Source organism: Microbacterium sp. 16-032, assembly GCF_041079455.1.
Classification (GTDB): Bacteria; Actinomycetota; Actinomycetes; order Actinomycetales; family Microbacteriaceae; genus Microbacterium; species Microbacterium testaceum_A.
Map to the genome: position 1 here is coordinate 688,183 of NZ_JBFYGQ010000001.1, position 21,117 is coordinate 709,299.

At 70.6% G+C, this 21,117-nt stretch carries 22 protein-coding genes and 1 pseudogene; 9 read left to right on the plus strand and 14 right to left on the minus strand.

The features are described 5' to 3' along the window. Positions 1-131: 131 nt before the first annotated feature. From AB6V31_RS03140 to AB6V31_RS03150, 3 genes are all read right to left on the minus strand, one after another. The gene (locus AB6V31_RS03140) at positions 132-575 is read right to left on the minus strand and encodes a hypothetical protein (RefSeq protein WP_056225365.1); all 444 of its coding nucleotides are present in this window, start codon (positions 573-575) and stop codon (positions 132-134) included. A gap of 141 nt (positions 576-716) precedes the next feature. After that, positions 717-1,172, minus strand: a complete 456-nt coding sequence (gene sufU / locus AB6V31_RS03145; RefSeq protein WP_369363987.1) for a Fe-S cluster assembly sulfur transfer protein SufU — start codon at positions 1,170-1,172, stop codon at positions 717-719. Further along, positions 1,169-2,410 carry an aminotransferase class V-fold PLP-dependent enzyme gene (locus AB6V31_RS03150; protein ID WP_369363989.1) on the minus strand — a complete coding sequence of 414 codons (1,242 nt, stop codon included), beginning with the start codon at positions 2,408-2,410 and terminating at the stop codon, positions 1,169-1,171. Before AB6V31_RS03150 ends, sufU begins: the two co-directional genes overlap by 4 nt. A 152-nt stretch (positions 2,411-2,562) precedes the next feature. Between AB6V31_RS03150 and AB6V31_RS03155 the strand changes: the two genes are divergently transcribed. Next, the gene (locus AB6V31_RS03155; RefSeq protein ID WP_369363991.1) at positions 2,563-3,039 is read left to right on the plus strand and encodes a hypothetical protein; all 477 of its coding nucleotides are present in this window, start codon (positions 2,563-2,565) and stop codon (positions 3,037-3,039) included. A gap of 262 nt (positions 3,040-3,301) precedes the next feature. Here the strand turns inward: AB6V31_RS03155 and AB6V31_RS03160 are convergent, their stop codons facing one another. The 7 genes from AB6V31_RS03160 to AB6V31_RS03190 all read right to left on the minus strand — a co-directional run bounded on the left by AB6V31_RS03160 (position 3,302) and on the right by AB6V31_RS03190 (position 11,267). After that, the gene (locus AB6V31_RS03160) at positions 3,302-3,973 is read right to left on the minus strand and encodes a response regulator (protein ID WP_369363992.1); all 672 of its coding nucleotides are present in this window, start codon (positions 3,971-3,973) and stop codon (positions 3,302-3,304) included. After that, a complete protein-coding gene (locus AB6V31_RS03165; protein ID WP_369363994.1) occupies positions 3,970-6,492 on the minus strand; it encodes a DUF4118 domain-containing protein in 2,523 nt (840 codons plus the stop codon). Before AB6V31_RS03165 ends, AB6V31_RS03160 begins: the two co-directional genes overlap by 4 nt. Positions 6,493-6,611: 119 nt before the next feature. Continuing rightward, positions 6,612-7,202 carry a K(+)-transporting ATPase subunit C gene (kdpC, locus tag AB6V31_RS03170; protein WP_369363996.1) on the minus strand — a complete coding sequence of 197 codons (591 nt, stop codon included), beginning with the start codon at positions 7,200-7,202 and terminating at the stop codon, positions 6,612-6,614. A gap of 11 nt (positions 7,203-7,213) precedes the next feature. Beyond that, positions 7,214-9,352 (minus strand): potassium-transporting ATPase subunit KdpB, encoded by a 2,139-nt coding sequence (kdpB, locus tag AB6V31_RS03175; protein WP_369363998.1) that lies wholly within the window; start codon positions 9,350-9,352, stop codon positions 7,214-7,216. Continuing rightward, positions 9,352-11,037, minus strand: a complete 1,686-nt coding sequence (gene kdpA, locus AB6V31_RS03180; RefSeq protein WP_369364000.1) for a potassium-transporting ATPase subunit KdpA — start codon at positions 11,035-11,037, stop codon at positions 9,352-9,354. The genes kdpB and kdpA overlap by 1 nt, the downstream gene beginning before the upstream one ends. Positions 11,038-11,040: 3 nt before the next feature. Further along, positions 11,041-11,130 (minus strand): K(+)-transporting ATPase subunit F, encoded by a 90-nt coding sequence (kdpF, locus tag AB6V31_RS03185; protein ID WP_082450303.1) that lies wholly within the window; start codon positions 11,128-11,130, stop codon positions 11,041-11,043. Then, a complete protein-coding gene (locus tag AB6V31_RS03190) occupies positions 11,127-11,267 on the minus strand; it encodes a hypothetical protein (protein ID WP_200914118.1) in 141 nt (46 codons plus the stop codon). Before AB6V31_RS03190 ends, kdpF begins: the two co-directional genes overlap by 4 nt. 397 nt (positions 11,268-11,664) lie before the next feature. Here AB6V31_RS03190 and arfB point away from each other — a divergent pair, with 397 nt between their 5' ends. After that, positions 11,665-12,102, plus strand: coding sequence for an alternative ribosome rescue aminoacyl-tRNA hydrolase ArfB (arfB, locus tag AB6V31_RS03195; RefSeq protein ID WP_056225390.1), 438 nt, complete (start codon positions 11,665-11,667; stop codon positions 12,100-12,102). 104 nt (positions 12,103-12,206) lie between these two features. Here arfB and AB6V31_RS03200 read toward each other — a convergent pair whose 3' ends face one another. The 3 genes from AB6V31_RS03200 to AB6V31_RS03210 form a co-directional block, all read right to left on the minus strand. Beyond that, a complete protein-coding gene (locus AB6V31_RS03200; RefSeq protein WP_369364003.1) occupies positions 12,207-12,572 on the minus strand; it encodes a PLD nuclease N-terminal domain-containing protein in 366 nt (121 codons plus the stop codon). Positions 12,573-12,775: 203 nt separating this feature from the next. Beyond that, positions 12,776-14,869 (minus strand): APC family permease, encoded by a 2,094-nt coding sequence (locus AB6V31_RS03205; RefSeq protein ID WP_056225395.1) that lies wholly within the window; start codon positions 14,867-14,869, stop codon positions 12,776-12,778. A 111-nt stretch (positions 14,870-14,980) separates the two neighbouring features. Further along, positions 14,981-15,829: a serine hydrolase domain-containing protein gene (locus AB6V31_RS03210; RefSeq protein WP_369364005.1), complete on the minus strand. Its 849-nt coding sequence runs from the start codon at positions 15,827-15,829 to the stop codon at positions 14,981-14,983. Positions 15,830-15,873: 44 nt separating this feature from the next. On the opposite strand from AB6V31_RS03210, the gene AB6V31_RS03215 reads away from it, so the two are divergent. The 4 genes and pseudogenes from AB6V31_RS03215 to AB6V31_RS03230 all read left to right on the plus strand — a co-directional run. Next, positions 15,874-16,965: a VanZ family protein gene (locus AB6V31_RS03215; protein ID WP_369364006.1), complete on the plus strand. Its 1,092-nt coding sequence runs from the start codon at positions 15,874-15,876 to the stop codon at positions 16,963-16,965. Positions 16,966-17,176: 211 nt separating this feature from the next. Further along, entirely contained in the window at positions 17,177-17,527 is a 351-nt protein-coding gene (locus AB6V31_RS03220; RefSeq protein WP_369364008.1) for a DUF4190 domain-containing protein, read from the plus strand. A gap of 82 nt (positions 17,528-17,609) precedes the next feature. After that, positions 17,610-17,843 carry a hypothetical protein gene (locus tag AB6V31_RS03225; RefSeq protein WP_056225407.1) on the plus strand — a complete coding sequence of 78 codons (234 nt, stop codon included), beginning with the start codon at positions 17,610-17,612 and terminating at the stop codon, positions 17,841-17,843. A gap of 50 nt (positions 17,844-17,893) precedes the next feature. Beyond that, positions 17,894-18,058: pseudogene (locus tag AB6V31_RS03230) on the plus strand (hypothetical protein); the annotation flags it as partial. Positions 18,059-18,090: 32 nt separating this feature from the next. Here the strand turns inward: AB6V31_RS03230 and AB6V31_RS03235 are convergent. Next, positions 18,091-18,735: a GNAT family N-acetyltransferase gene (locus AB6V31_RS03235; protein WP_369364009.1), complete on the minus strand. Its 645-nt coding sequence runs from the start codon at positions 18,733-18,735 to the stop codon at positions 18,091-18,093. Between the two features lie 289 nt (positions 18,736-19,024). Between AB6V31_RS03235 and AB6V31_RS03240 the strand changes: the two genes are divergently transcribed. The 3 genes from AB6V31_RS03240 (at position 19,025) to AB6V31_RS03250 (ending at position 21,037) form a co-directional block, all read left to right on the plus strand. Beyond that, positions 19,025-19,615, plus strand: a complete 591-nt coding sequence (locus AB6V31_RS03240; protein WP_369364011.1) for a hypothetical protein — start codon at positions 19,025-19,027, stop codon at positions 19,613-19,615. Positions 19,616-19,682: 67 nt separating this feature from the next. Then, positions 19,683-20,426 carry a YcnI family protein gene (locus AB6V31_RS03245; protein WP_369364012.1) on the plus strand — a complete coding sequence of 248 codons (744 nt, stop codon included), beginning with the start codon at positions 19,683-19,685 and terminating at the stop codon, positions 20,424-20,426. Between the two features lie 2 nt (positions 20,427-20,428). After that, a complete protein-coding gene (locus AB6V31_RS03250) occupies positions 20,429-21,037 on the plus strand; it encodes a copper resistance protein CopC (RefSeq protein WP_369364014.1) in 609 nt (202 codons plus the stop codon). Positions 21,038-21,117: the final 80 nt, after the last annotated feature.

A 21,117-nucleotide genomic window follows, 5' to 3' on the forward strand; every position in this document is an offset into this window, starting at 1 on the left:
CCGGGCACGAGCGATGCATAACTCCTGCACCTGACGCCCTGCGCGAGCCGGAACATCGCTTTCGCGCGGGTTGTGCAGGAGCTGTGCGCAGCGGCGGGGTCGATGCGGGCGAGCAGCGGGCGCCATCGCGCTCAGGCGGCGGGCGCCGCCCGGCGCACGGCCTCGCGAATGCGCTGCTCGACCGCGTCCGTCACCTCGACGACCGCGAACGACACCGGCCACATGGGGCCGTCGTCGAGCTGCGCGCTGTCGTCGAAGCTCACCGTGCCGTAGCGCGTCTTGAACTTCGACGCCGGCTGGTAGAAGACGACGACCTTGCCGTCCTTCGCGTACGCCGGGAAGCCGTAGAAGGTCTTCGGGTTCAGGTGCGCGGCCTCTTCGAGCACGATGACGTGCAGGCGCTCGGCGACCGCGCGGTCGACGCCCTCGAGCTTGTCGATCGCTTCAAGGCAGGCCTCGTTCTCCTTCTCGAGCTTCGCCGCGCCCTTCAGGCCCTTCATGGCCTTGAGCTCTTCGGCGCGCTGCTTCATCGCCGCGCGTTCCTCGTCGCTGAATCCTGCTCCGCCGGTGGCCATGGCATCCGCCCTCTCATTCGTCTGACGGAAGGGTAGCGCGCGTCGTCCCGGTCGTATCCTCCGCGATCCGCACACCTTCAGCCAGAACCGGCGGATGCCGACTGAGCTTGCGCGTATCGCCGAGCTTGCGCGCCGAGGCGCTCAGGCCTGCCGCAGCCCCTCCTCGAGCGCGACCCAGGCGAGCATCGCGCACTTCACACGGGCGGTGTACTTCGAGACCCCCGAAAGGGCGGCGGCGTCGGCGAAGGTCTCCTCGTCGAGGGGGATCTTGCCGCGGGAGCGTAGCGCCTCCCGGAACTGCGCGATCAGCGCCTCAACGTCGGCCTTCGCCATGCCCTCGTCGCCGCCGTCTTCCTGCAGCAGGGCGACGAGCATCGACGCGGACGACTGCGAGATCGAGCAGCCCGCTCCCTCCCAGGTGACGGAGCTGACGCGGTCACCGTCGACGGAGACCCGCAGGGTGATCTCGTCGCCGCAGATGGGGTTGCGCTGGTGCACGGTGGCGCTGCGCGCGCCGGGGGCGGCCAGGCCGAAGCCGCGGCGGTTCTTCGCGTGGTCGAGGATGAGCTCCTGGTACAGCGACTCGAGCCCGCTCATGCGCCGGCACCGAAGAAGCCGCGCACGCCCGAGACGGCGTCGAGGAAGGTGTCGATCTCGTCCTCCGTGGTGTGGATCGCGGCGCTCGCGCGCACCGACGCCGTCATCCCGAGTCGGCGGTGCAGGGGCTGTGCGCAGTGGTGTCCGACGCGCACGGCGACGCCGCGCGAGTCGAGGAACTGGCCCACGTCGTGCGCGTGCACGCCCTGCACCTCGAAGGCCTGCAGAGCGACGCGCTCCGCGGCATCCGTGTCTCCGAGAACACGGATGCCGTCGATCGAGCGGAGACCCTCGCGCATGCGCTTCTCGAGCGCGGCTTCGTGCGCGTGCGCGGCATCGAGGTCGTGCTCGCCGAGCCAGCGGACGGCGGCAGCGAGGGCGACGGCCTGCGACACCGGCTGCGTGCCGGGCTCGAAGCGCTGCGGCGGGGGCAGGTAATCGGCCGTGTCGAGCGTGACGGTGGTGATCATCGACCCGCCCGTGGTGAAGGGCGGCAGCGCCTCGAGCACCTCGTCGCGGCCCCAGAGCGCTCCGATGCCGTAAGGTCCGTAGACCTTGTGGCCCGAGAAGACGGCGAGATCGACTCCGGATGCCGGCAGGTCGAGGCGCAGATGAGGTGCCGACTGGCACGCGTCGAGCACGGTCAGCGCGCCCACGCCGCGGGCGAGGGTGACGAGCTTCGCGACGGGGTTCACGATGCCGAGCACGTTCGACACGTGCGGGAAGGCGACGACCTTGGTGCGCTCGCCGATGAGGTCGGCTGCGGCGTGCAGGTCGAGCATGCCGTCGTCGAGCACGGGGATGTGGCGCAGGCGCGCCCCGGTGCGGGCGGCGAGCTCCTGCCAGGGGATGAGGTTCGCGTGGTGCTCGGCCTCGGTCACGACGATCTCGTCGCCCGCGCGGAGGCGCCCGGCGTAGCCGAGCGAACCCGCCACGAGGTTGAGGCCGGCCGTCGCGCCGCTTGTCCACACGAGCTGCTCGGGCTCGGCGCCCACGTACTCGGCGACGGTGACTCGCGCGTCTTCGAACAGCTCGGTGGCCTCGGCCGCGAGGGTGTGGGCACCGCGGTGCACGGCGGAGTTCGCCCGCTCGAGGAACTCACGTTCGGCGTCGAGCACGGCACGAGGCTTCTGGCTCGTCGCTCCGGAGTCGAGGTACACGAGGGGGCGACCGTCGATCTTGGTCTCGAGGATCGGGAAGTCGGCGCGCACGGCGGCGACGTCGAAGGGGAGGCTCACCCCTCCAGGCTACGTCGCGCCGGGTGGGTGGGTGCCGTGCGGTCTCGACGCGCCAGCCCCGTCGCGAGCGAAGAGTGAGGAAATCGCCCGCCCCTGTTCGCGAATCGTCAGGGCCGCGGATCCGCCGCCCGATGCCCCGTAGACCGGATGCCATGACCCTCACGGCCCTGCTCCCCACCCTCCGCGCCAGCATTCCGGCGCCCTTCGACGCCGCGGCGTGGCCCGCCGGCTCCGCGCCGACGCTCGACGACGTCACGGTGCGGGCGATGTCGGTCGGTCGCTACGCCGACCTCTGCGGCACGCCCTGCGTCTGCACGGGCCCCGCGGTGATCCCGGCGTCGGGTGGGATGGCATCCGCGACGCTGTCGACGACAGTGGTGATCGCGACGGTGACCGAGGCCACGCCCGACACCTTGCGCCTCGACGCCTGCGTCGCCGGACTCGAGGCCGTCTGGCGCGAGGCGCGGCTCATCGGCCGCGTCTCGCACGCGTACGACGAACCGTTCACCGTCGTCGACGCCCACGGGGAGGAGTCGTGCGCAACCGTCGTGCTCCCCGGTGACGTCCACGCGGGTGACCGCATCGCCTTCCCGTGCCCCGGATGCCACACGGTCGGGGAGGTCCGCTGATGCTGCTTCACTCGATCGTCTTCGCGTCGCGCTGCGCCCGCGTGCAGACGGAGTTCCTGGCGGCGGAGGCCGAGGATGAGCCGGCGGACGGCCGGGACGTACGAAACTCCTGACTTTCGGGGGCGTGCTCTCGTGCTCCCGGCGTCCCCGCGGGCACGCGGCCGGCGGGCAAGCCGAGGCCGTGCGAAATCGCAGGAGTTTCGCCCGCTCGCCCGCGGACCGTCGGGCCGCCGCGCCGGGGACTCTGCACGCCGAGCGCCGATCATACGACCAGCCGATACCCCATCCCCTGCTCTGTCAGCAGGTGCACGGGGTTCGACGGGTCCGCCTCGAGCTTCTTGCGCAGCTGCGACATGTACAGCCGCAGGTAGCCGCTGTCGGCGACCTGCTCGCTGGCCCAGATCTCCTTCAGCAGCGTCTGGCGCGTGACGAGCGAGCCGGGGTTGCGGGCGAGGAACTCGAGCATCCGCCACTCGGTCGGGGTGAGGTGCACGCGGGTGCCCGCGCGCAGTACCGCCTTGGCCGACAGGTCGACCTCGATCTCGCCGAAGCGCACGACGGCGTCACCCGCCGAGGGCACCGAACGGCGGGCGTGCACGCGCAGACGCGCGAGCAGCTCGTCGATCTGGAAGGGCTTGGTCACGAAGTCGTCGGCGCCGGCATCGAGCGCCTCGACCTTGTCGGCCGAGCCCGTGCGGCCCGAGACGACGATGATCGGCGCGGTCGTCCACCCGCGCAACGCGTGGATCACTTGCACGCCGTCGAGGTGCGGCATCCCGAGATCCAGCAGCACGATGTCGGGGTGCGCGTGGGCGGCGAGCGTGATCGCTGCGGCGCCGTCGGCCGCGGCCACCACGTCGTAGCCGTGGGCGGCGAGCGTGATCCGCAGAGCGCGGACGAGCTGCGGGTCGTCGTCGGCGATGAGTACCTTCACGGCGTCCTCCTGGAGATTCCGGATGCCACGGCATCCGCGCCCGCGACGGGAAGCGCCACGACCATGGTGAGCCCGCCGCCGGGGGTGTCTTCGGGGGTGAGAGTGCCGCCCATGCCCTCGGCGAAGCCGCGCGAGAGCGCGAGCCCGAGGCCGAGACCAGCGGTGTTGTCGGTGTCGCCGAGGCGTTGGAATGGCGAGAACATGTCTTCGCGACGCTCGGCGGCGATGCCCGGCCCGTGGTCGATCACGCGGATCTCGGCGGTGCCGCCGAGGCGGCTCGTGGCGATGCGCACGCGCTCGCCGTCGGGTGTGTACCGCTGGGCGTTGGTGAGCACGTTGACGAGCACGCGCTGCAGCAGCACCGGGTCGGCGTTGAGCATCGGCAGGTCGGGGTCGAGGGCGAGCTCGACGTCGTCCGGCCCCAGGTCGAGCTCGTCGAGGGCCATGAGCACGACGCCCGCGGCATCGGTCGGCGTGAGCGAGACGGCGAGCACCCCCGCCTGCACGCGGCTCACGTCGAGCAGGTCGGTGACGAGCACCGACAGGGTCGCGAGGCTCTCGTCGGCGGTCTCGAGCAGCTCGCGGCGGTCATCGTCGGAGAGCTGGTCGCCCGCGGCGCGAAGGCCCCCGAGCGAGGCGACGGCGGCGGCCAAGGGACGGCGCAGGTCGTGGCTGACCGCCGAGAGCAGGGCGCTGCGCACCTGGTCGGTCTCGGCGAGGGCTCCGGCCTCGGCGGCCGTCTCGGCGAGATCGGTGCGCTCGAGGGCGGCCGCGAGCTGCGCGACGACGACGTCGAGCAGGCGACGCTCGGAGGCGTCGAGATCGCCGCCGTGCAGCTCGAGGGTCGCGCGACCGTCGCCGACCGGGACCGAGACCGAGCGACCGTCGCGCACGGGCTCGCCGTCGGTGGCGAGAACCGCGCCGTCCGCGGCGACGAGACGCACCCCGGCCAGGCCGAAGGCCTCTCGGGCACGGGTGACCAGGGCGGGCACCGTGCTCTCGCCGCGGAGCACGCTGCCCGCGACCGTGGCGAGCAGCTCGGCCTCGGCCGTGGCGCGGCGGGCGGAGCGGGCCCGACGAGCTGCCTGGTCGACGACGGTGCTCACGAGCATCGCGATGACCACGTACAACACCAGCGCGATCGTGTTCGCGGGGTTGCTGATGGTCACGGTGTACAGCGGTTCGATGAAGAGGAAGTTGAGCGTGAAGCCCGACAGCACCGCAGCGAACAGGGCCGGCCAGATCCCACCGATCAGCGCCACGACTACGACGAGCAGCTGGTACACGAGCACGTCGGCGGCGATCGAGTCGTCGGAGCCCGTCGAGATCAGCAGCAGCGAGATCAGCGGTCCCCCGAGGACGGCGACGACGAAGCCCAGGAGGCGGCGCTTCGCGCTCAGCGCGGGGCCGCTGAGGCGAGGGAGGGCGAAGCGCCCGCCCGCGCGCGCGTGGCTGACGATGTGCACGTCGATATCGCCCGAGAGGCGGATGACGGTCGCGCCGATGCCGGGACCGGTGAGGGCGGCGGCGAGACGGCCGCGACGGCTCACGCCGATGACCAGTTGCGAGGCGTTGACCGATCGCGCGAAGTCGACGAGGGCGGTGGCGGGATCGTCGCCCACCACCTGGTGGTACGACCCGCCCAGCGACTCGACGAGGGCGCGCTGCTCGGCGAGGGTGGCCGGGGCGCTCGTGCGCAGGCCGTCCTGGCTCGACACGTGCACGGCGAGCAGCTCGCCGCCGGCCGAGCGGGCCGCGATCCGGGCTCCGCGGCGCAGGAGCGTCTCGCCCTCGGGGCCGCCGGTGAGGGCCACGACCACGCGCTCGCGCGCCTGCCACGAACCCTCGATGCCGTGCTCGGTGCGGTAGCGCTGCAGGGCCGAGTCGACCTCGTCGGCCAGCCACAGCAGAGCGAGTTCGCGCAGCGCCGTCAGGTTGCCGAGGCGGAAGTAGTTCGACAGGGCGGCGTCGATGCGCTCGGCGGGGTACACCGAACCTGCGGCGAGGCGATCGCGCAGAGACTGCGGTGCCAGGTCGACGACCTCGATCTGATCGGCGGCGCGGACGACGGCATCCGGAACCGTCTCCCGCTGAACGACCCCCGTGATCTTCTCGACCACGTCGTTGAGAGATTCGATGTGCTGGACGTTCACGGTCGTGATCACGTCGATGCCGGCGTCGAGCAACTCTTCGACATCGGTCCAGCGCTTCTGGTTGCGCGAGCCCGGGACGTTCGTGTGCGCCAGTTCATCGACGAGGGCGATGCGCGGATGCCGTTCGAGCACCGCATCGAGGTCCATCTCGTCGAGCGCGACCCCGCGGTGGGCGACGGCGCGGCGGGGGATCACCTCGAGGCCCTCGGCTTGCGCTGCGGTCGCGACGCGGCCGTGGGTCTCGACGATCGCGATGACGACGTCCTGGCCCTCGTCGCGCAGGCGCCGGCCCTCTTCGAGCATCTCGTACGTCTTGCCGACACCGGGTGCCATGCCCAGCAGCACGCGCAGGCGTCCGCGCTTCACGAGGCGCTCCTCGGGACCGCTCGCGTCTCAGCGACCGCTCGCTCGAACGCACGGCGCCGCCGCCGCGCGAGAGGCGCGACGGCGGCGGGTGACAGAGGCATGTCCCTGATTCTCGTCTCTCAGAAGGCGTCGAGCGCGCGATTGAGTTCGACCACGTTCACGCGCGGGTCGCCGAGGTATCCCAGGTCGCGCGGGATCGTGTGCGCGCTGACGAGGGATTCGACCTCGGATGCCGAGAGGCCGCGGGCCTCGGCGACGCGGGCGACCTGTCGTTCGGCATTGGCGACCGAGATGTCGGGGTCGAGTCCGGAGGCCGAGGCGGTCAGGGCATCGGCGGGGATCTGTCCCGGCCCGTCGAGCTCGACCGAGGCGGCCTTTCGCTCCTCGATCGCGGCGATGAGGTCTTCGTTCTCAGGCCCCCAGTTCGACCCGCTCGAGGCGGTCGAGTCGTAGCCGTCGCCCGCGGCCGAGGGGCGGGACTGGAAGTACTGCGGGAGGGCGTTGCCATCGGCATCCGTGAAGGACTGCCCAATCAGCTGCGAGCCCGAAACCCGTCCGTCGGCGGTCGTGATGAGCGAACCGTTCGCCGGGAACGGCAGGGCGACCTGGCCGACCGCGGTGATCAGCAGCATGTAGGCCACGCCGAGGAGCAGGGTGAAGACGACCATCGCGCGGACGGCGACGGCGGTGGTACGCAGGGTGGTGCGCATGACGGGGCCTTTCAGAAACCGGGGAGCAGGCTCACGACGAGGTCGATGAGCTTGATGCCGATGAAGGGGACGATGACGCCGCCGAGCCCGTAGACGAGCAGGTTGCGGCTGAGGATGCTCGACGCGCTCGCGGCGCGGTACTTCACACCGCGCAGCGCGAGGGGGATGAGCACGATGATCACGATCGCGTTGAAGATGATCGCGCTCGTGACGGCGGACGCCGGGGAGTGCAGACCCATGATGTTCAGCGCGGCGAGGCCCGGGAACACGCCCATGAACATCGCCGGGATGATCGCGAAGTACTTCGCGATGTCGTTGGCGAGCGAGAACGTGGTCAGGGCGCCGCGCGTGATGAGCAGCTGCTTTCCGATGCGGACGATGTCGATGAGCTTGGTCGGGTCGGAATCGAGGTCGACCATGTTGCCGGCCTCTTTCGCGGCCGAGGTGCCCGTGTTCATCGCGACACCCACGTCGGCCTGCGCCAGAGCGGGGGCGTCGTTCGTGCCGTCACCGGTCATCGCGACGAGGTTGCCGCCCTCCTGCTCGCGCTGGATGAGAGCGAGCTTGTCTTCGGGCGTGGCCTCGGCGAGGAAGTCGTCGACGCCCGCCTCGGCCGCGATCGCCTTCGCGGTGAGCGGGTTGTCGCCCGTGATCATCACGGTGCGGATGCCCATCGCGCGCAGCTCGCCGAAGCGCTCGCGCAGTCCGTCTTTCACGACGTCCTTGAGGTGGATGACGCCGAGCACCTGGCCCGCACCCTTCGACAGGGTCGCGACCACCAGGGGCGTGCCGCCGGACTGGGCGATGGCATCCGTCTCGCTCATCAGCTGCGCGCGCAGCGCCGGGGCGACCGGACTGCCCGAGGCCTCGAGCCACGCGAGCACGGCCGAGCTCGCGCCCTTGCGCACCTGCGTGCCGTCGACGAGGTCGAGGCCGCTCATGCGGGTCTGGGCGGTGAACGGCACGGGCTCGGCGCCGCGGGGCATGTCGGCGACGATGCCCTGGGCCGCGGCCAGCTCGACCACCGAGACGCCCTCGGGCGTGGGGTCGGCCTGCGACGACAGCGAGGCGTACTCGGCGAGCTCGGGGCTGCCGATGCCCTTCATCGGTACGAAGGCCGAGGCGCGACGGTTGCCGTAGGTGATGGTGCCGGTCTTGTCGAGCAGCAGGGTGGTGACGTCGCCCGCGGCCTCGACCGCGCGGCCCGACATCGCGAGCACGTTGCGCTGCACGAGGCGGTCCATGCCCGCGATGCCGATCGCGCTCAGCAGTGCACCGATGGTCGTGGGGATCAGGCAGACGAGAAGCGCCACGAGCACCGGGATCGACACGGGCGACGCCGCGTACGAGGCGATCGGGTTCAGCACGAGCACCACGATGACGAAGACGATCGACAGGCTCGCGAGCAGGATGTTCAGCGCGATCTCGTTGGGCGTGCGCTGACGCGACGCGCCCTCGACCAGGGCGATCATGCGGTCGACGAAGGTCTCACCCGGCTTCGAGGTGATCCTCACCACGATGCGGTCGCTGAGCACGCGCGTGCCGCCGGTGACCGCGCTGCGGTCACCCCCGGATTCGCGCACCACCGGGGCGGACTCGCCCGTGATGGCCGACTCGTCGACCGTCGCGATACCCGACACGATGTCGCCGTCGCCGGGGATGAGCTCTCCGGTCTCGACCAGCACGATGTCGCCGACGCGGAGGTCGCCCGAGGGGACGTCTTCGGTGGCGGCACCGGATGCCGAGGGGTCGGCCTTCTCGTCGTACGAGACGACGCGGCGGGCCGAGGTCGTCGTGCGCGTCTTGCGCAGGGTCGCGGCCTGGGCCTTGCCGCGGCCCTCGGCGACCGACTCGGCGATGTTCGCGAAGAACACGGTGAGCCACAGCCAGACGGCGATGCCCCAGGTGAAGCCGAAGGGGAGGCTGTCGTCGCTGCCGCCGAGGAACGGCTCGGCGATCGCGATGAGGGTCGTCAGCGCGGCGCCCACCCAGACGAGGAACATCACGGGGTTGCGCCACTGCGCGGCGGGGTTGAGCTTCTTGGCCGCGCCCGGCAGGGCGGCCACGACCTGCGCGGCGCTGAATGCGCGGCGCGGGGCGGTCGCCGCCGGTTCGGCTTCGGGGGCCGGGGCGTGGGTGAGGGTGGACATCAGCGGGTCAGTCCTTCAGCGAGGGGTCCGAGGGTGAGGACCGGGAAATAGGTGAGAGCCGTCACGATCACAGCCACGCCGCCCAGAAGGCCGGCGAACTGCGGGCGGTGCGTCGGCAGGGTGCCGGCGGTGGAGGGCACGGCATCCTGCGTCGCCAGAGAACCGGCGAGGGCCAGCACGAACACGATCGGCAGGAACCGGCCGAGCAGCATCGCCACACCGAGCGCGGTGTTGAGCCACGGGGTGTTGGCGGTGAGGCCCGCGAACGCCGAACCGTTGTTGTTCGCGGCCGAGGTGAAGGCGTAGAGCACTTCGCTCAGGCCGTGGACGCCCGGATTCCAGATCGAGGTGGTCTCGACGTCGGAGCGGATCGCGGGGACGCCGAAGCTCAGCGCGGTCCCGGCCAGCACGAGGGTCGGGGTGACGAGGATGTACAGGCTCGCGAGCTTGATCTCCTTCGGCCCGATCTTCTTGCCGAGGTACTCGGGCGTGCGGCCGATCAGCAGACCACCGACGAAGACCGCGATCACGGCGAGGATCAGCATGCCGTAGAGGCCCGATCCGACACCGCCGGGGGCGATCTCGCCGAGCATCATGTTGATCATCGGCATCATGCCGCCGAGAGCGGTGTAGCTGTCGTGCATCGAGTTGACGGCACCGGTCGAGGTCAGCGTGCTGGTGGTGCCGAAGAGGGTCGAACCGAAGATGCCGAAGCGCACCTCTTTGCCCTCCATCGCGCCGCCCGCAAGCATCGGGGCCGTGCCGTTCCCGGCCATCTCGGCCCAGGTGAGCAGGGCGGTGGATGCCACGAAGATGGCCCCCATCACGCCGAGGATCGTGTAGCCCTGGCGGTTATCACCGACGATCCGGCCGAAGGCGCGGGGGAGCGAGAACGGGATCACCAGCATGAGGAAGATCTCGAAGAGGTTCGTCCACGGCGTGGGGTTCTCGAACGGGTGAGCCGAGTTCGTGTTGAAGAACCCGCCGCCGTTGGTGCCGAGCAGCTTGATGGCCTCCTGCGAGGCGACCGGGCCGCCGGGGATCGACTGGGCCGCTCCCGCGACGGTCGCGGCATCCGTGAAGCCGGTGAGGTTCTGGACGACACCGCCCGCGAGCAGCACGACCGCGGCGACGATCGCGAAGGGCAGCAGCAGACGGTAGGTGCCGCGTACGAGGTCGACCCAGAAGTTGCCGATCACGCCGCTGCGACGGTACGCGAAGCCGCGCACGAGGGCCACGGCGACGGCGATGCCGACGGCGGCCGACACGAAGTTCTGCACCGTGAGGGCGGCGAACTGCACGGTGTAGCCGAGCGTGGCCTCACCCGAGTACGACTGCCAGTTGGTGTTCGTCACGAACGACACCGCCGTGTTGAACGACAGGGCCTCGCCGGGCGAGTCGAAGCCGAGCGACAGCGGGAGCACCGCCTGGAGGCGCATGATCGCGTACACGAACACGACGCCGACGAACGAGAACAGCAGCACCGAGCGCAGGTACGCCTGCCAGGTCTGGGCGCTGCGGGGGTCGACGCCGATCAGGCGGTAGGTGCCGCGCTCGACGGCGAGGTCGCGCTGGCCGGTGTAGATGCGGGCGATGTAGTCACCGAGGGGGCGATACGCCAGGCCCAGGGCGACGAGGAGGGTGAGGCTGGTCAGGACGATCGACCAGATGCTTCCGCTGTCCATGACTCAGAACTTCTCCGGTCGGACGAGCGCGATCACGAGGTACACCACGGCGGCGACCGCGAGCACGGCGGCCAGGATCGAGAAGAAGATCACGAGCGCTCACCGCCTCGACCGGTGGGGCGGGCGGACGAGGGGCGGGCCTCGGGGCCCATCTTCTCGACCCCCTTGGCGACGAGCGCGACCAGCGCGAAGATCGCGACGGTCACGGCGAGGAAGACGACATCGAGCACGACGACTCCAGATTCGGGTCTGACCGCGGGCGGGCCGCGGGCGCCGCGGGGCGGCACGTCTGTCGATACAACTCCTCGAGCCCGCGGCATCCCGGCGTCCTAACGCTTTCCCTACGGGTCCCTGACGGACGCATACGGGGTGCTTACGGGGTGGCTGGGAGCGGCCGGCGATGCATGACTCCTGCAGATCGGGCACTCCCCGGTCCCGGACCGCGCGGCGAGGTCGGATCTGCAGGAGTCGTGCCGTGGGGCGGGCCTACGCGACGCGGTGCCGGCGAGACAAGCGGGTTCACGGCCGGCCGTGCACAACTCCTGAGGGATGTAACCGCGGGGGGAGCGCAGACCGTCGGAACACCGATTTTGCAGGAGTTGTGCGCCGACCGCGCATGATGGAGGCATGCTCTCCTCCGACGGATCCGACGTGCGCGTCAGCGCTGCGCTCGTGATCCCGGCGGCGGAGCTGTCATGGCGGTTCTCGCGCTCGTCGGGCCCGGGCGGTCAGGGCGTGAACACCGCCGACTCCCGGGTGGAGGTGATGTGGGATGCCACGGCATCCGCCGTTCTCTCACGGGTTCAGCGTGAGCGCGTGCTCGAGCGGCTCGGCGACCGGCTGGTCGACGGGGTGCTGACGATCGCGGCCTCGGAGCATCGGGCGCAGCTGCGCAATCGCGACGCCGCTCGCGCCCGGCTCGCGGCCCTCGTCGCCGAGGCGGTGCGCCCGCCCGCCCCACCCCGCCGCGCGACGAAACCCACGCGCGGGTCGAAGGAGCGCCGCCTGCAGGCCAAGCAGCGCCGCACCGACGTGAAGAAGATGCGCCGCCGCCCGACCGACTGACGCGGTTTCGTCCTGTCCCCGTCATCCCGTGTCGAGCGTCCAGAACACCCGGACGCTTCCGAAAATCGTCCGGGTGTCTTGGACACTCAAGGGGGCGACCGGAGTCAGCTGGTCGCGCCGCCCTCGGCCCGGCGGCGGCGCACCTGCTCCTCGAGATCGGCGAGGTGCATCTCGCGCTCGAGGTCGGCGATCTGCTGCTCGGTGGTGCGGCTTTCGCGCGAGGCGGGCGGGGGAGCGGGCTGCGCGTCCTTCTGCCAGCGCCGCGGGTCGCCGAACGACATCGCCGTCGACCGTGCCTCGTACTCGCGACCGAGGGCGAACCACAGGATCGAGCCGATCAGCGGCAGCAGCACGATGAAGAAGATCCACGCGAATTTCGGCAGGTGCTTCACCTGGTCCTCGCGGCGGGTGATGGCGTCGATGAGGGCGATCACCATCACGACGAGGGTCAGCAGGGCGAGGACGGGCATGGCATCCACCCTGGCGGAGACTCCCGGTGGCGTCCACCGCCGCTTCGCGAGCGGGCCGAACTCCGGACTTTTCGCGCGCGCGGCGTCTGCGGGGCTGATTCCACCGGCCGCGGCTCGCGTTTCTCAGGAGTTCTGCCCGGTGCCAGTCGCGCGGCGAAACGCCGAACGCCCCCGCCGGAGGGGCGGGGGCGTTCGAGAGGGGCTCAGGATGCCGAGTCGGTGGGCGTCTTCCGCGCCTTGTGCGCCGGGGCCTCGGCCACGGGCTGACCACCGCGCTGCTGACCGGGGAGCGGACGCGACCGGCGGCCGTAGATGACCTCGGACGAGTCGAGCAGCCACGGCACGAGGGTGATCGAGACGCCGTGCACGAGCATCAGCTGGTGCGCGAGGCGGCGCGAGCGGCGGTTGTGCAAGATCGACTCCCACCAGTGTCCGACGATGAACTGGGGGAGGTACACGGTCACGACGGCGGAGCCGTTGTTCTCGCGGTACTTCTTGATGAAGGCCGACACCGGCGAGGTGTAGGTGCGGTACGGCGAGTCGATGATGACCAGCGGAATGGGCATCTCGTGGTCGGCCCATTCCTTCTGCAGTCTCGCCGCGTCTTCGTCGGTGATGGCGACATGGACCGCGAGGGTCTTCTGATGGTTGGCCGCGAGGGCGTAATCGATCGCCTTCATGACGGGCTTCTGCAGGCGGTTCACGAGGACGATCGCGACGTCTCCCGACGAGCCGAAGTGCACGGTGTCGTCCATGCGGATCTCGTGCTCGACGTCGCGGTAGTAGCGGTTCACGCCGATCATGAGCACTGCGAGGATCGGGATCGCGATGAACACGAGCCACGCGCCGTGGGTGAACTTCGTGATCGTGACGATCAACAGCACGAGGACGGTCATCGCCGCGCCGACGGAGTTGATCCACAGGCCCGAGATCGCCGAGCGGCGCTCGATCGCGGCCGACTGCTGCTTCGCCGCCTCGGGCGGCAGGTCCTTCAGCCCGCGCAGTGCGCGGCGCCAGTGCCTGACCATGCCGATCTGACCGAGCGAGAACGAGACGAACACACCGATGATGTAGAGCTGGATCAGCGTCGTGAGGTTGGCCTGGTAGACGATCAGCACGCCGATGGCGACGATGCCGAGGATGATCATGCCGTTCGAGTAGACCAGCCGATCGCCGCGGGTGTTGAGCGCCTTGGGGGCGTAGCCGTCGCGGGCGAGCACGGCACCCAGCAGGGGGAAGCCGTTGAAGGCGGTGTTGGCGGCCAGCAGCAGCACGCACGCGGTGGCGGCCTGGATGATGAAGAACGGGATGCTTCCCATGCCGAAGGTGGCGGCGGCGACCTGGGCCATGAGGCTCGGCTGCGGGTTGTTGGCGCAGTCGAAGCCGATCAGGTGGCAGGGGTTCTCGGCGTAATGCACGCCCGAGATGAGGGCCAGGATCGTCAGCCCGGCGAACAGCACGATGGCGATGCCGCCCATCATGGTGAGCGTCGTCTGCGCGTTGCGGATCTTCGGCATGCGGAAAGCGGGCACGCCGTTCGACACGGCCTCGACGCCCGTGAGGGCCGAGCAGCCGCTCGAGAAGGCGCGCAGCACGAGGAGGATGAGCGCCGCTTGCGTGAGCGACTCGGCCTGCACGGCGTACTGGGCGCTCTCGGCGACGGGGGCATCGCCGAGGAGCGTGCGCCCGAGACCCACGACGATCATGACGCCGACCGAGCCGATGAAGAGGTACGTCGGGATCGCGAAGACGCTCGAGGCCTCGCGCACACCGCGGAGGTTGACGATCACGATGAGGATGACGAATCCGACCGCGATCTCGACGCGGAAAGGATTCAATTCGGGCAATGCCGAAATGATGTTGTCGACTCCGGATGCCACGGACACGGCGACCGTGAGCACGTAGTCCACCAGGAGAGCTGCGGCGACGACCACCCCGGGCACCTCGCCCAGGTTCTTGCTCGCGACCTCGTAGTCACCGCCGCCCGAGGGGTACGCCTTGATGAGCTGGCGGTAGCTCAGCACGACCACGACCAGGAGTGTCACGACCGCGACCGCGACCCACGGGCTGAGGGTCAGCAGGGCCGTTCCGCCGATGAGCAGGATCATCAGCAGCTCCTGCGGGGCGTAGGCCACGGAGGAGAGCGCGTCGGAGGCGAAGATCGGCAGCGCCATCTTCTTCGGGAGGAGCTGCTCGTCGAGTTTCTCCGACGTGAGGGGCTCGCCGATCAGGATGCGTTTCGCGATCGGCGTCTCTTCGCCGTCAACGCGACTTTCGTCAGTCACGGCGCGCGACATTACGCGCACTGGACGCCATGCGCAATCTGACGCGCACACCGTTCAACGCATGGTCGCCGGACCGTGACCTGGTGATGGCGGGGGAAATGATTCCTGCACAGCACGAAACGCTCACGTCGCGGCGATATTCCCGATGAATTCCGCGACGGCGTCGGCCCCACTGTGATCGTGCGCGGTCACCGTCACGACGGCGTCGCCGATGAAGACGATGAGCTGACCGTGGGCACCGTGCAAGCGCCACGCGCCTCCCGGTCCGTCCCACCCCGATAAGGCGTAGCGGCGGTACCCGTCGCCGACGCTGCCCGTCTCGATCCAGCCCGAGTGCATGGCATCCACGATTCTCGGCGACACCACGCGGCGACCATCGACGACGCCGCGGTCGCGGATGAGCAGCCCGAGCTGAGCCAGCTCGTCTGTGCGCAGCTCGAGGCCCTCTCCGCCGAGGACGCGGCCGCTCGGGGAGCGCCGCCACGAGACGTCGGCCCACCCCAGCGGGGCGAACAGCCGGGGGCGGAGGAATTCTTCGATGTCACCGGTCCGCTGCGACAACGCGGCCATGGCCGTGTACGTGCTCGCATTCGAGTACTGGAAGATCCGACCGCGCGAGGGGCGCGACAGGAATTCGGCGGCGAGGTCGGGCCAGTCGGTCATCATCGTCTCGGACCAGGGCAGGTCGATGCCGCTCGACATCGAGAGCAGGTCCCGGAGGGTCACCGGAGTCGCGGCGGGGAGCGCCGGGCGGACCGGCTCGTCGAGCGACATCAGCCCCTCGTCGACGGCGATGCCCGCGGCGAGCACGGCCACAGCCTTCGCGACGGAGTGGATCTCCTCCCGCTTATCGGGCGTCCACCGGTGCGTCGCGACATCGTCGCCCACGCGCACGTGGAGGCCGTGCGCGCCGAAGCCGGTGTCGTCGATGCGAGCGACGAGCGCGTCGCGGAGGGCGGCTGCGCGGGTCATCCGCCCAGGCTACGTCGCCCGCCAATCCTGCCTAGGCTCGCGGGGTGGACAACATCGTGCGCTCGGGGCTGTTGGCCGTCCTCGCGGGGGCGGTGGTCGCCGTCCTCGCCTTCGTGCCGTTCGTCGCGGTCAGCTACCGGCGCCGCGGCCGGCTCACGCTGGGACGCGCCCTGCTGTGGGCGGCGGCGGCCGTGTACTTCTGGGCGATCTGGACGTACACGCTCATCCCGCTCCCCGACTCCGAGGTCTACCGCTGCGCGGGCGTCAACCTCCACCCCTTCGCCTTCGTCGACGAGGTCCGCTCCGCGGTCGCCGTGTCGGGCCGGTATCTCACCGACCCGGTGGTGCTGCAGGTGGCGCTGAACGTGCTGTTGTTCGCTCCTCTCGGCTTCTTCCTGCGCGTGCTCGGAGGTCGCGGCATCCTGATCGCGGGTCTCGTCGGCTTCGCGACCTCGGGGATCATCGAGACCACGCAATTGACCGGTGTGTGGGGGATCTTCCCCTGCGCGTACCGCGTCTTCGACGTCGACGACCTTTTCGCGAACACGGGCGGTGCGCTGCTCGGGTCGATCCTCGCGTTCGTCGTCCCGGCGCAGCACCGCGGGGTGGACAGGGCTCCGGATGCCGAGACCCCGCGCCCCGTGACCCGTCGCCGCCGTCTGCTGGGGCTGGTGTGCGACGTCGTGGGCGTCTGGCTGGTCGGCGTCGCCGTCGCCGTGGTGGTGCAGGCCGTGCTCGTCCTGCGGGGAGGCGACGCGTCGTCGTTCTCGACCGATGACGTGGCGTCGCTGTCGGGGACGGTCGCGGCGGCGGGGCTGTGGCTCGGAATGGTCCTGGCGACGGGTCGCTCGATCGGCGACCTCGCGACGCGCGTGCGGTTCACGAACGGTGTGCTGCCGGCCTGGGTCGCGCGCCCCCTGCGCTTCGCGACCGGGGCGGGGGCGTACGCGATCCTCGAGGCGCTGCCGACGCCGTGGTCGCTGCTCGCGCTCGTCTTGGCGCTGGTGACCGCTGCGCTGCTGATCGTGTGGCCCGACGGCCGCGGACTGACCGGATGGATCGGCCGGCGCCGTCTGGTCGACGACCGTGCGGGAGTGGTCAGCCCGACGGTGGACCGGCGCGCTCGGGCCCGCTGACAAGTTCGGACAGAGGGAGCGATCTTCGCTCGTGGCCACGAGCCGAGTGAGCCGCGGGCGTTCGCGGGTGAGCAGGTCGACTCGCAAAGTCCACTCTGGGTGTCATCATCGCAATCGGGCCCTCGCTACGGTGGAGCTGAGCCAACCGCCGACCCAGGAAGACTCCCATAGATCGGGGATCGTCGTCTCGGTCATCGAAAGGGACACCGTCATGACCAACCCGCAGCAGCCGTACCGCGACCACGCCCCCGTGCAGCCGTACGGGCCTCCGGCTCCACAGGTGTACGTCCGGTATCAGCCGGCTCCCCCGCGCGGGCTCAGCATCGCCAGCATGGTCCTCGGCATCGCGTCGATCTTCTTCGGCTTCACCTTCATCGTCCCCATCACCGGTCTCATCCTCGGGTTCGTCGGTTTCCGAAAGGAGCCCGCCGGACACGGCATGGCCATCGCGGGCATCATCCTGAACGGTCTCGTGCTCGTCGGCGCCATCGCCATCGGCCTCTTCCTTCTCCTCAGCTTCGCCGGCGTCCTCGGCACCGGACTTCTCTACAGCGGCCGCTGACCTCCGCAGCCCGCGCCCGACCGGTGCGCCGGGGCGCTCCGACTCGATGACAAGGTTTGCCATCGACGCGGAGGCTTCTCTCATGGCCACGATGAACATCTCCCTCCCGGATGAGCTGCGTGCGTTCGCCGACGAGCAGGTGAGCTCGCACCTCTACGCGTCGAGCAGGGAATACGTACGCGAACTCATCCGCCGCGACCGCGACAACGTGCGCCTCCGCGATGCCGTCCTCGACGGCGTCCGTTCGGGCGACGGTTCGGAAATGGATGCCGCCTACTTCGATCGACTGCGGGCGCGCGGCACCGAATCCCGGTGACGCGCCGCGTCGTCTCCTCTCACGCCACCGACGATGACCTCACCGGCGCCGTGGAGGTCTACCGACCGACCGCCGACGCGGCGACGGCCGAGCGGTTCTTCGACGCGATCGAACAGTGCGTTCGCCGCAGCGCGGCCTTCCCCTCGGTGGGGTCGATGTCGGCCGAAGCCCTCACCGGAATCCCGGGACTCCGCAGTCTGGCGGTCGAGAGGTTCCCGTATACGAACGATGACGATGTCGTCCGGGTTCACCGCGTGCTGCACGCGCGCCGCGATGTGGGGCGCGCCTTCGCCGACTGGGGTGCCGGCCAGCCCGCGCGGAACTCCTCGGCGAGCACGCCCATGAGGACCTCGTCATGGAATCGCCCGCCGTGGAACGCCACCGCGCGTCTCGCGCCCTCGCGCACGAATCCCGCCTTCTCGTAGGCCCGGATGGCGCGATCGTTGAAGGCCCACACGCGGAGCTCGACCTTGTGCACCCCGAGCTCGTCGAAGGCGAACCGCAGCATGGTGCGCGTGGCATCCGCGCCGTATCCGCGGCCGACGGCGTCGGGGCCGAGGATGATCGCGAAAGTCGCGACGCGGACCGGGAGGGCGGCTCCCCACATCGTGGCGTGACCGATGAGCTGCCCGGTCTCGTCGTCGATGCTGAAGCCCGCCCCGCCGGGGGAGTCATTGCGGCTCCACGCCTGGAACATCTCGCGAACGGATGCCGCCGGGCGCGGGCTCACGCTGTTCTGCTGCAGCACGGCGCTATCGCTCCGCAGCCACCAGTCGACGAGCCGGTCGAGGTCGGCGTCGGTCAGCGCGCGGAGCCGCAAGCGCTCGCCGCGCAGCAGGGCGGAACCGTATGCCAGGGCGGTGTCGGTGTCGTGGATCGCGTCGTCGGCCATGTCCCGACGCTACCCAACCGGTCGGACACCGTGCCGTCCGGGCCTCGGGCGCGTGCACAACGGCGGGACCCTGGGCCGACACCCCGGCGGCGTCGACCGAGAAGCGGCGTGTCGAGCGAACGACCCGCCGTTGTGCTCGCACGTGTCCCGCGGTCGGGCCGCGAGCCCCCGCGGTTGTGCTCGCGGACGCCCCGCATGTGCTCGCGCACGACCCACGGGTGTCTCGACGGCGGACCACCCCTCGCCGCCCTCGGCGGCCCCGCCGCCTAGGCTGGACGCGAGGAGTGAGATGTCGTCGAGAGCAGGGCGCGCGCAGCGGGCGGGGCGCGGCATGGCCGCGGCCGCGGTCGCGACGTTCGTGGCGACCCTCTCGCACTCGGCCGTCTCGGCTGAGCGGCCGCCCCTCGTCAACATCGTGCTGGCCCTGTGCCTCGCGGCTCCCGTCTGCGTCATGCTCGCGGGTCGCGCACTGTCGTGGACGCGTCTGTCGCTCGCGGTCGTGCTCAGCCAGGCGCTGTTCCACGCGCTGCTCGTGCTCGATCTGCAGGGCGGGTTCGTCCCGGCCGCTCACCACGGCGCGGCATCCATCCTCAGCGCGGCCGGAGCGCACAGTGCGTCGGCTCACGGCGCGGAGTCGCCGTGGATGTGGACGGCGCACGCCGTCGCCGCTCTGGTGACGGTGGTCGCCCTCGGTCGTGGCGAGCGGGCGGTGCAGGCGATCGCCCGGTTCTTCGTCGCGGTGCTCTCTGTGCTGCGCCCCGTGCGGGGTCTTCCTCCGCGGACGGATGCCGTTCTCTCGGCGCCCGAGCCGCTGCTGCTGACGACGGCGATGACCGTGCTGTCGTCGATGAGGCACCGGGGTCCGCCGCTCGCGGCCTGATCCCGCCCTCATCCTTCGCGCGAAAGAAGCGCCTCATCGGCGTGCGCATTTCTCAGAAAGCAGCACCATGTCTCGAAAGACCACTCTTCGTCGTACCCTCGTCGGCCTCGCCGCCGGCGCGGCCCTGGCGATCGCCGTGCCCCTCGCGGCGTCGGCTCACGTCACCGTCAACCCCAACACCGCCACGGCCGGAAGCTACGCCACGGTGAACTTCCGCGTCCCCACCGAGTCGAAGACCGCGTCGACCGTCAAGGTCGAAGTGACTCTGCCGACCGACACCCCGCTGACCTCGGTCCTCGTCGAGCCCGTCCCGGGCTGGACCGCCACCGTCGAGAAGGGGGCGCTGCCCGCCCCCGTCGAGGTCGACGGCAACACCATCTCGGACGGCCCGCTCAAGATCGTGTGGCAGGCCGACCCCGGTGCGGGCATCGGGCAGGACCAGTTCCAGATCTTCTCGGCGGTCCTCGGGCCGATCCCCGACACGGGTCACCTCGTGCTCCCCGCCGTGCAGACGTACTCGGACGGCTCGGTCGTCGACTGGACGAACACCCCCGAGCAGGTCGCGGCAGACGACACGCTCGAGCCCGCGCCCGTGCTGTACATCAACGACACCCCGCCCGCGAGCGGCCACGGCGGTCACGGCGGGGCATCGGCCGCGCCGACGATGGACGACCACTCGATGGAGACCGCGGCTCAGACGAGCGACTCCTCGGGACTGTCGCTGGGTCTCAGCATCGCCGCTCTCGTGATCGCGATCGCCGGTGCCGTCCTCGGCGCCATCGCCGTGTCGCGTCGCCCGAAGCGCAGCTGAGCATGGGCTCCCGGAACGCTCTGCGCCGAGCCCTGGTCGGGGCGGTGGTCGTCGCTGCGGCGATGACCGCCGCTCTCGGCGGGTCGTCGACGGCCTCTGCGCACGACAGCCTCGTGTCGTCGACGCCCGCCGAGGGTGAAAGCGTCTCGTCGCTGTCGGAGGTCACCCTCGATTTCAGCGCCAATCTGCTCGGCTACGACGGCGGCAACATCGTCATCGTGATCGGGCCCGACGGCAAGCACTACGAGAGCGAGTGCGTGGCCCTCGCGGGGCCGACCCTCACCCTCCCGGTCGCTCTCGGAGCGCCCGGTGGGTACACGGTGGAGTGGCGAGCGGTCTCGTCCGACGGGCATCCCGTCTCGGGCGAGATCCCGTTCACGTACACCGGTGAGAGCGTGTCGGCCGGTGCCGACGCCTCCCCGTGCGCGAGCGCTCAGGGCGCCGCCCCGGCGGAGACCCCGGTGGCCGCACCCTCCACCTCGGGCGGGATGTCGGGCCTGACCGTGGGCCTGCTCGTGGGCGGTGGAGCGGTCGTGCTCGTCGGCGTGATCGTCGTCGTCATCCTCAGCCGCCGTCCCCGCGAGGAGCAGGAGTCGTCCGACACCGAGTGATTCCGGATGCCATGACCCGGCGCGTCCACCCCGAGTCCCGTTCCGAGGGGTCGAGGGGGGTGCGCCGGGTTTCGGCATCC

What these genes read in the sequence shown, in the direction of transcription:
- AB6V31_RS03140 (WP_056225365.1), bottom strand. Translation starts at nt 575, where the DNA reads ATGGCCACCGGCGGAGCAGGATTCAGCGACGAGGAACGCGCGGCGATG.
- sufU (WP_369363987.1), bottom strand. Translation starts at nt 1,172, where the DNA reads ATGAGCGGGCTCGAGTCGCTGTACCAGGAGCTCATCCTCGACCACGCG.
- AB6V31_RS03155 (WP_369363991.1), top strand. Translation starts at nt 2,563, where the DNA reads ATGACCCTCACGGCCCTGCTCCCCACCCTCCGCGCCAGCATTCCGGCG.
- kdpC (WP_369363996.1), bottom strand. Translation starts at nt 7,202, where the DNA reads ATGCGCACCACCCTGCGTACCACCGCCGTCGCCGTCCGCGCGATGGTC.
- kdpB (WP_369363998.1), bottom strand. Translation starts at nt 9,352, where the DNA reads ATGTCCACCCTCACCCACGCCCCGGCCCCCGAAGCCGAACCGGCGGCG.
- kdpA (WP_369364000.1), bottom strand. Translation starts at nt 11,037, where the DNA reads ATGGACAGCGGAAGCATCTGGTCGATCGTCCTGACCAGCCTCACCCTC.
- arfB (WP_056225390.1), top strand. Translation starts at nt 11,665, where the DNA reads ATGCTCTCCTCCGACGGATCCGACGTGCGCGTCAGCGCTGCGCTCGTG.
- AB6V31_RS03200 (WP_369364003.1), bottom strand. Translation starts at nt 12,572, where the DNA reads ATGCCCGTCCTCGCCCTGCTGACCCTCGTCGTGATGGTGATCGCCCTC.
- AB6V31_RS03205 (WP_056225395.1), bottom strand. Translation starts at nt 14,869, where the DNA reads ATGTCGCGCGCCGTGACTGACGAAAGTCGCGTTGACGGCGAAGAGACG.
- AB6V31_RS03210 (WP_369364005.1), bottom strand. Translation starts at nt 15,829, where the DNA reads ATGACCCGCGCAGCCGCCCTCCGCGACGCGCTCGTCGCTCGCATCGAC.
- AB6V31_RS03220 (WP_369364008.1), top strand. Translation starts at nt 17,177, where the DNA reads ATGACCAACCCGCAGCAGCCGTACCGCGACCACGCCCCCGTGCAGCCG.
- AB6V31_RS03225 (WP_056225407.1), top strand. Translation starts at nt 17,610, where the DNA reads ATGGCCACGATGAACATCTCCCTCCCGGATGAGCTGCGTGCGTTCGCC.
- AB6V31_RS03235 (WP_369364009.1), bottom strand. Translation starts at nt 18,735, where the DNA reads ATGGCCGACGACGCGATCCACGACACCGACACCGCCCTGGCATACGGT.
- AB6V31_RS03240 (WP_369364011.1), top strand. Translation starts at nt 19,025, where the DNA reads ATGTCGTCGAGAGCAGGGCGCGCGCAGCGGGCGGGGCGCGGCATGGCC.
- AB6V31_RS03245 (WP_369364012.1), top strand. Translation starts at nt 19,683, where the DNA reads ATGTCTCGAAAGACCACTCTTCGTCGTACCCTCGTCGGCCTCGCCGCC.
- AB6V31_RS03250 (WP_369364014.1), top strand. Translation starts at nt 20,429, where the DNA reads ATGGGCTCCCGGAACGCTCTGCGCCGAGCCCTGGTCGGGGCGGTGGTC.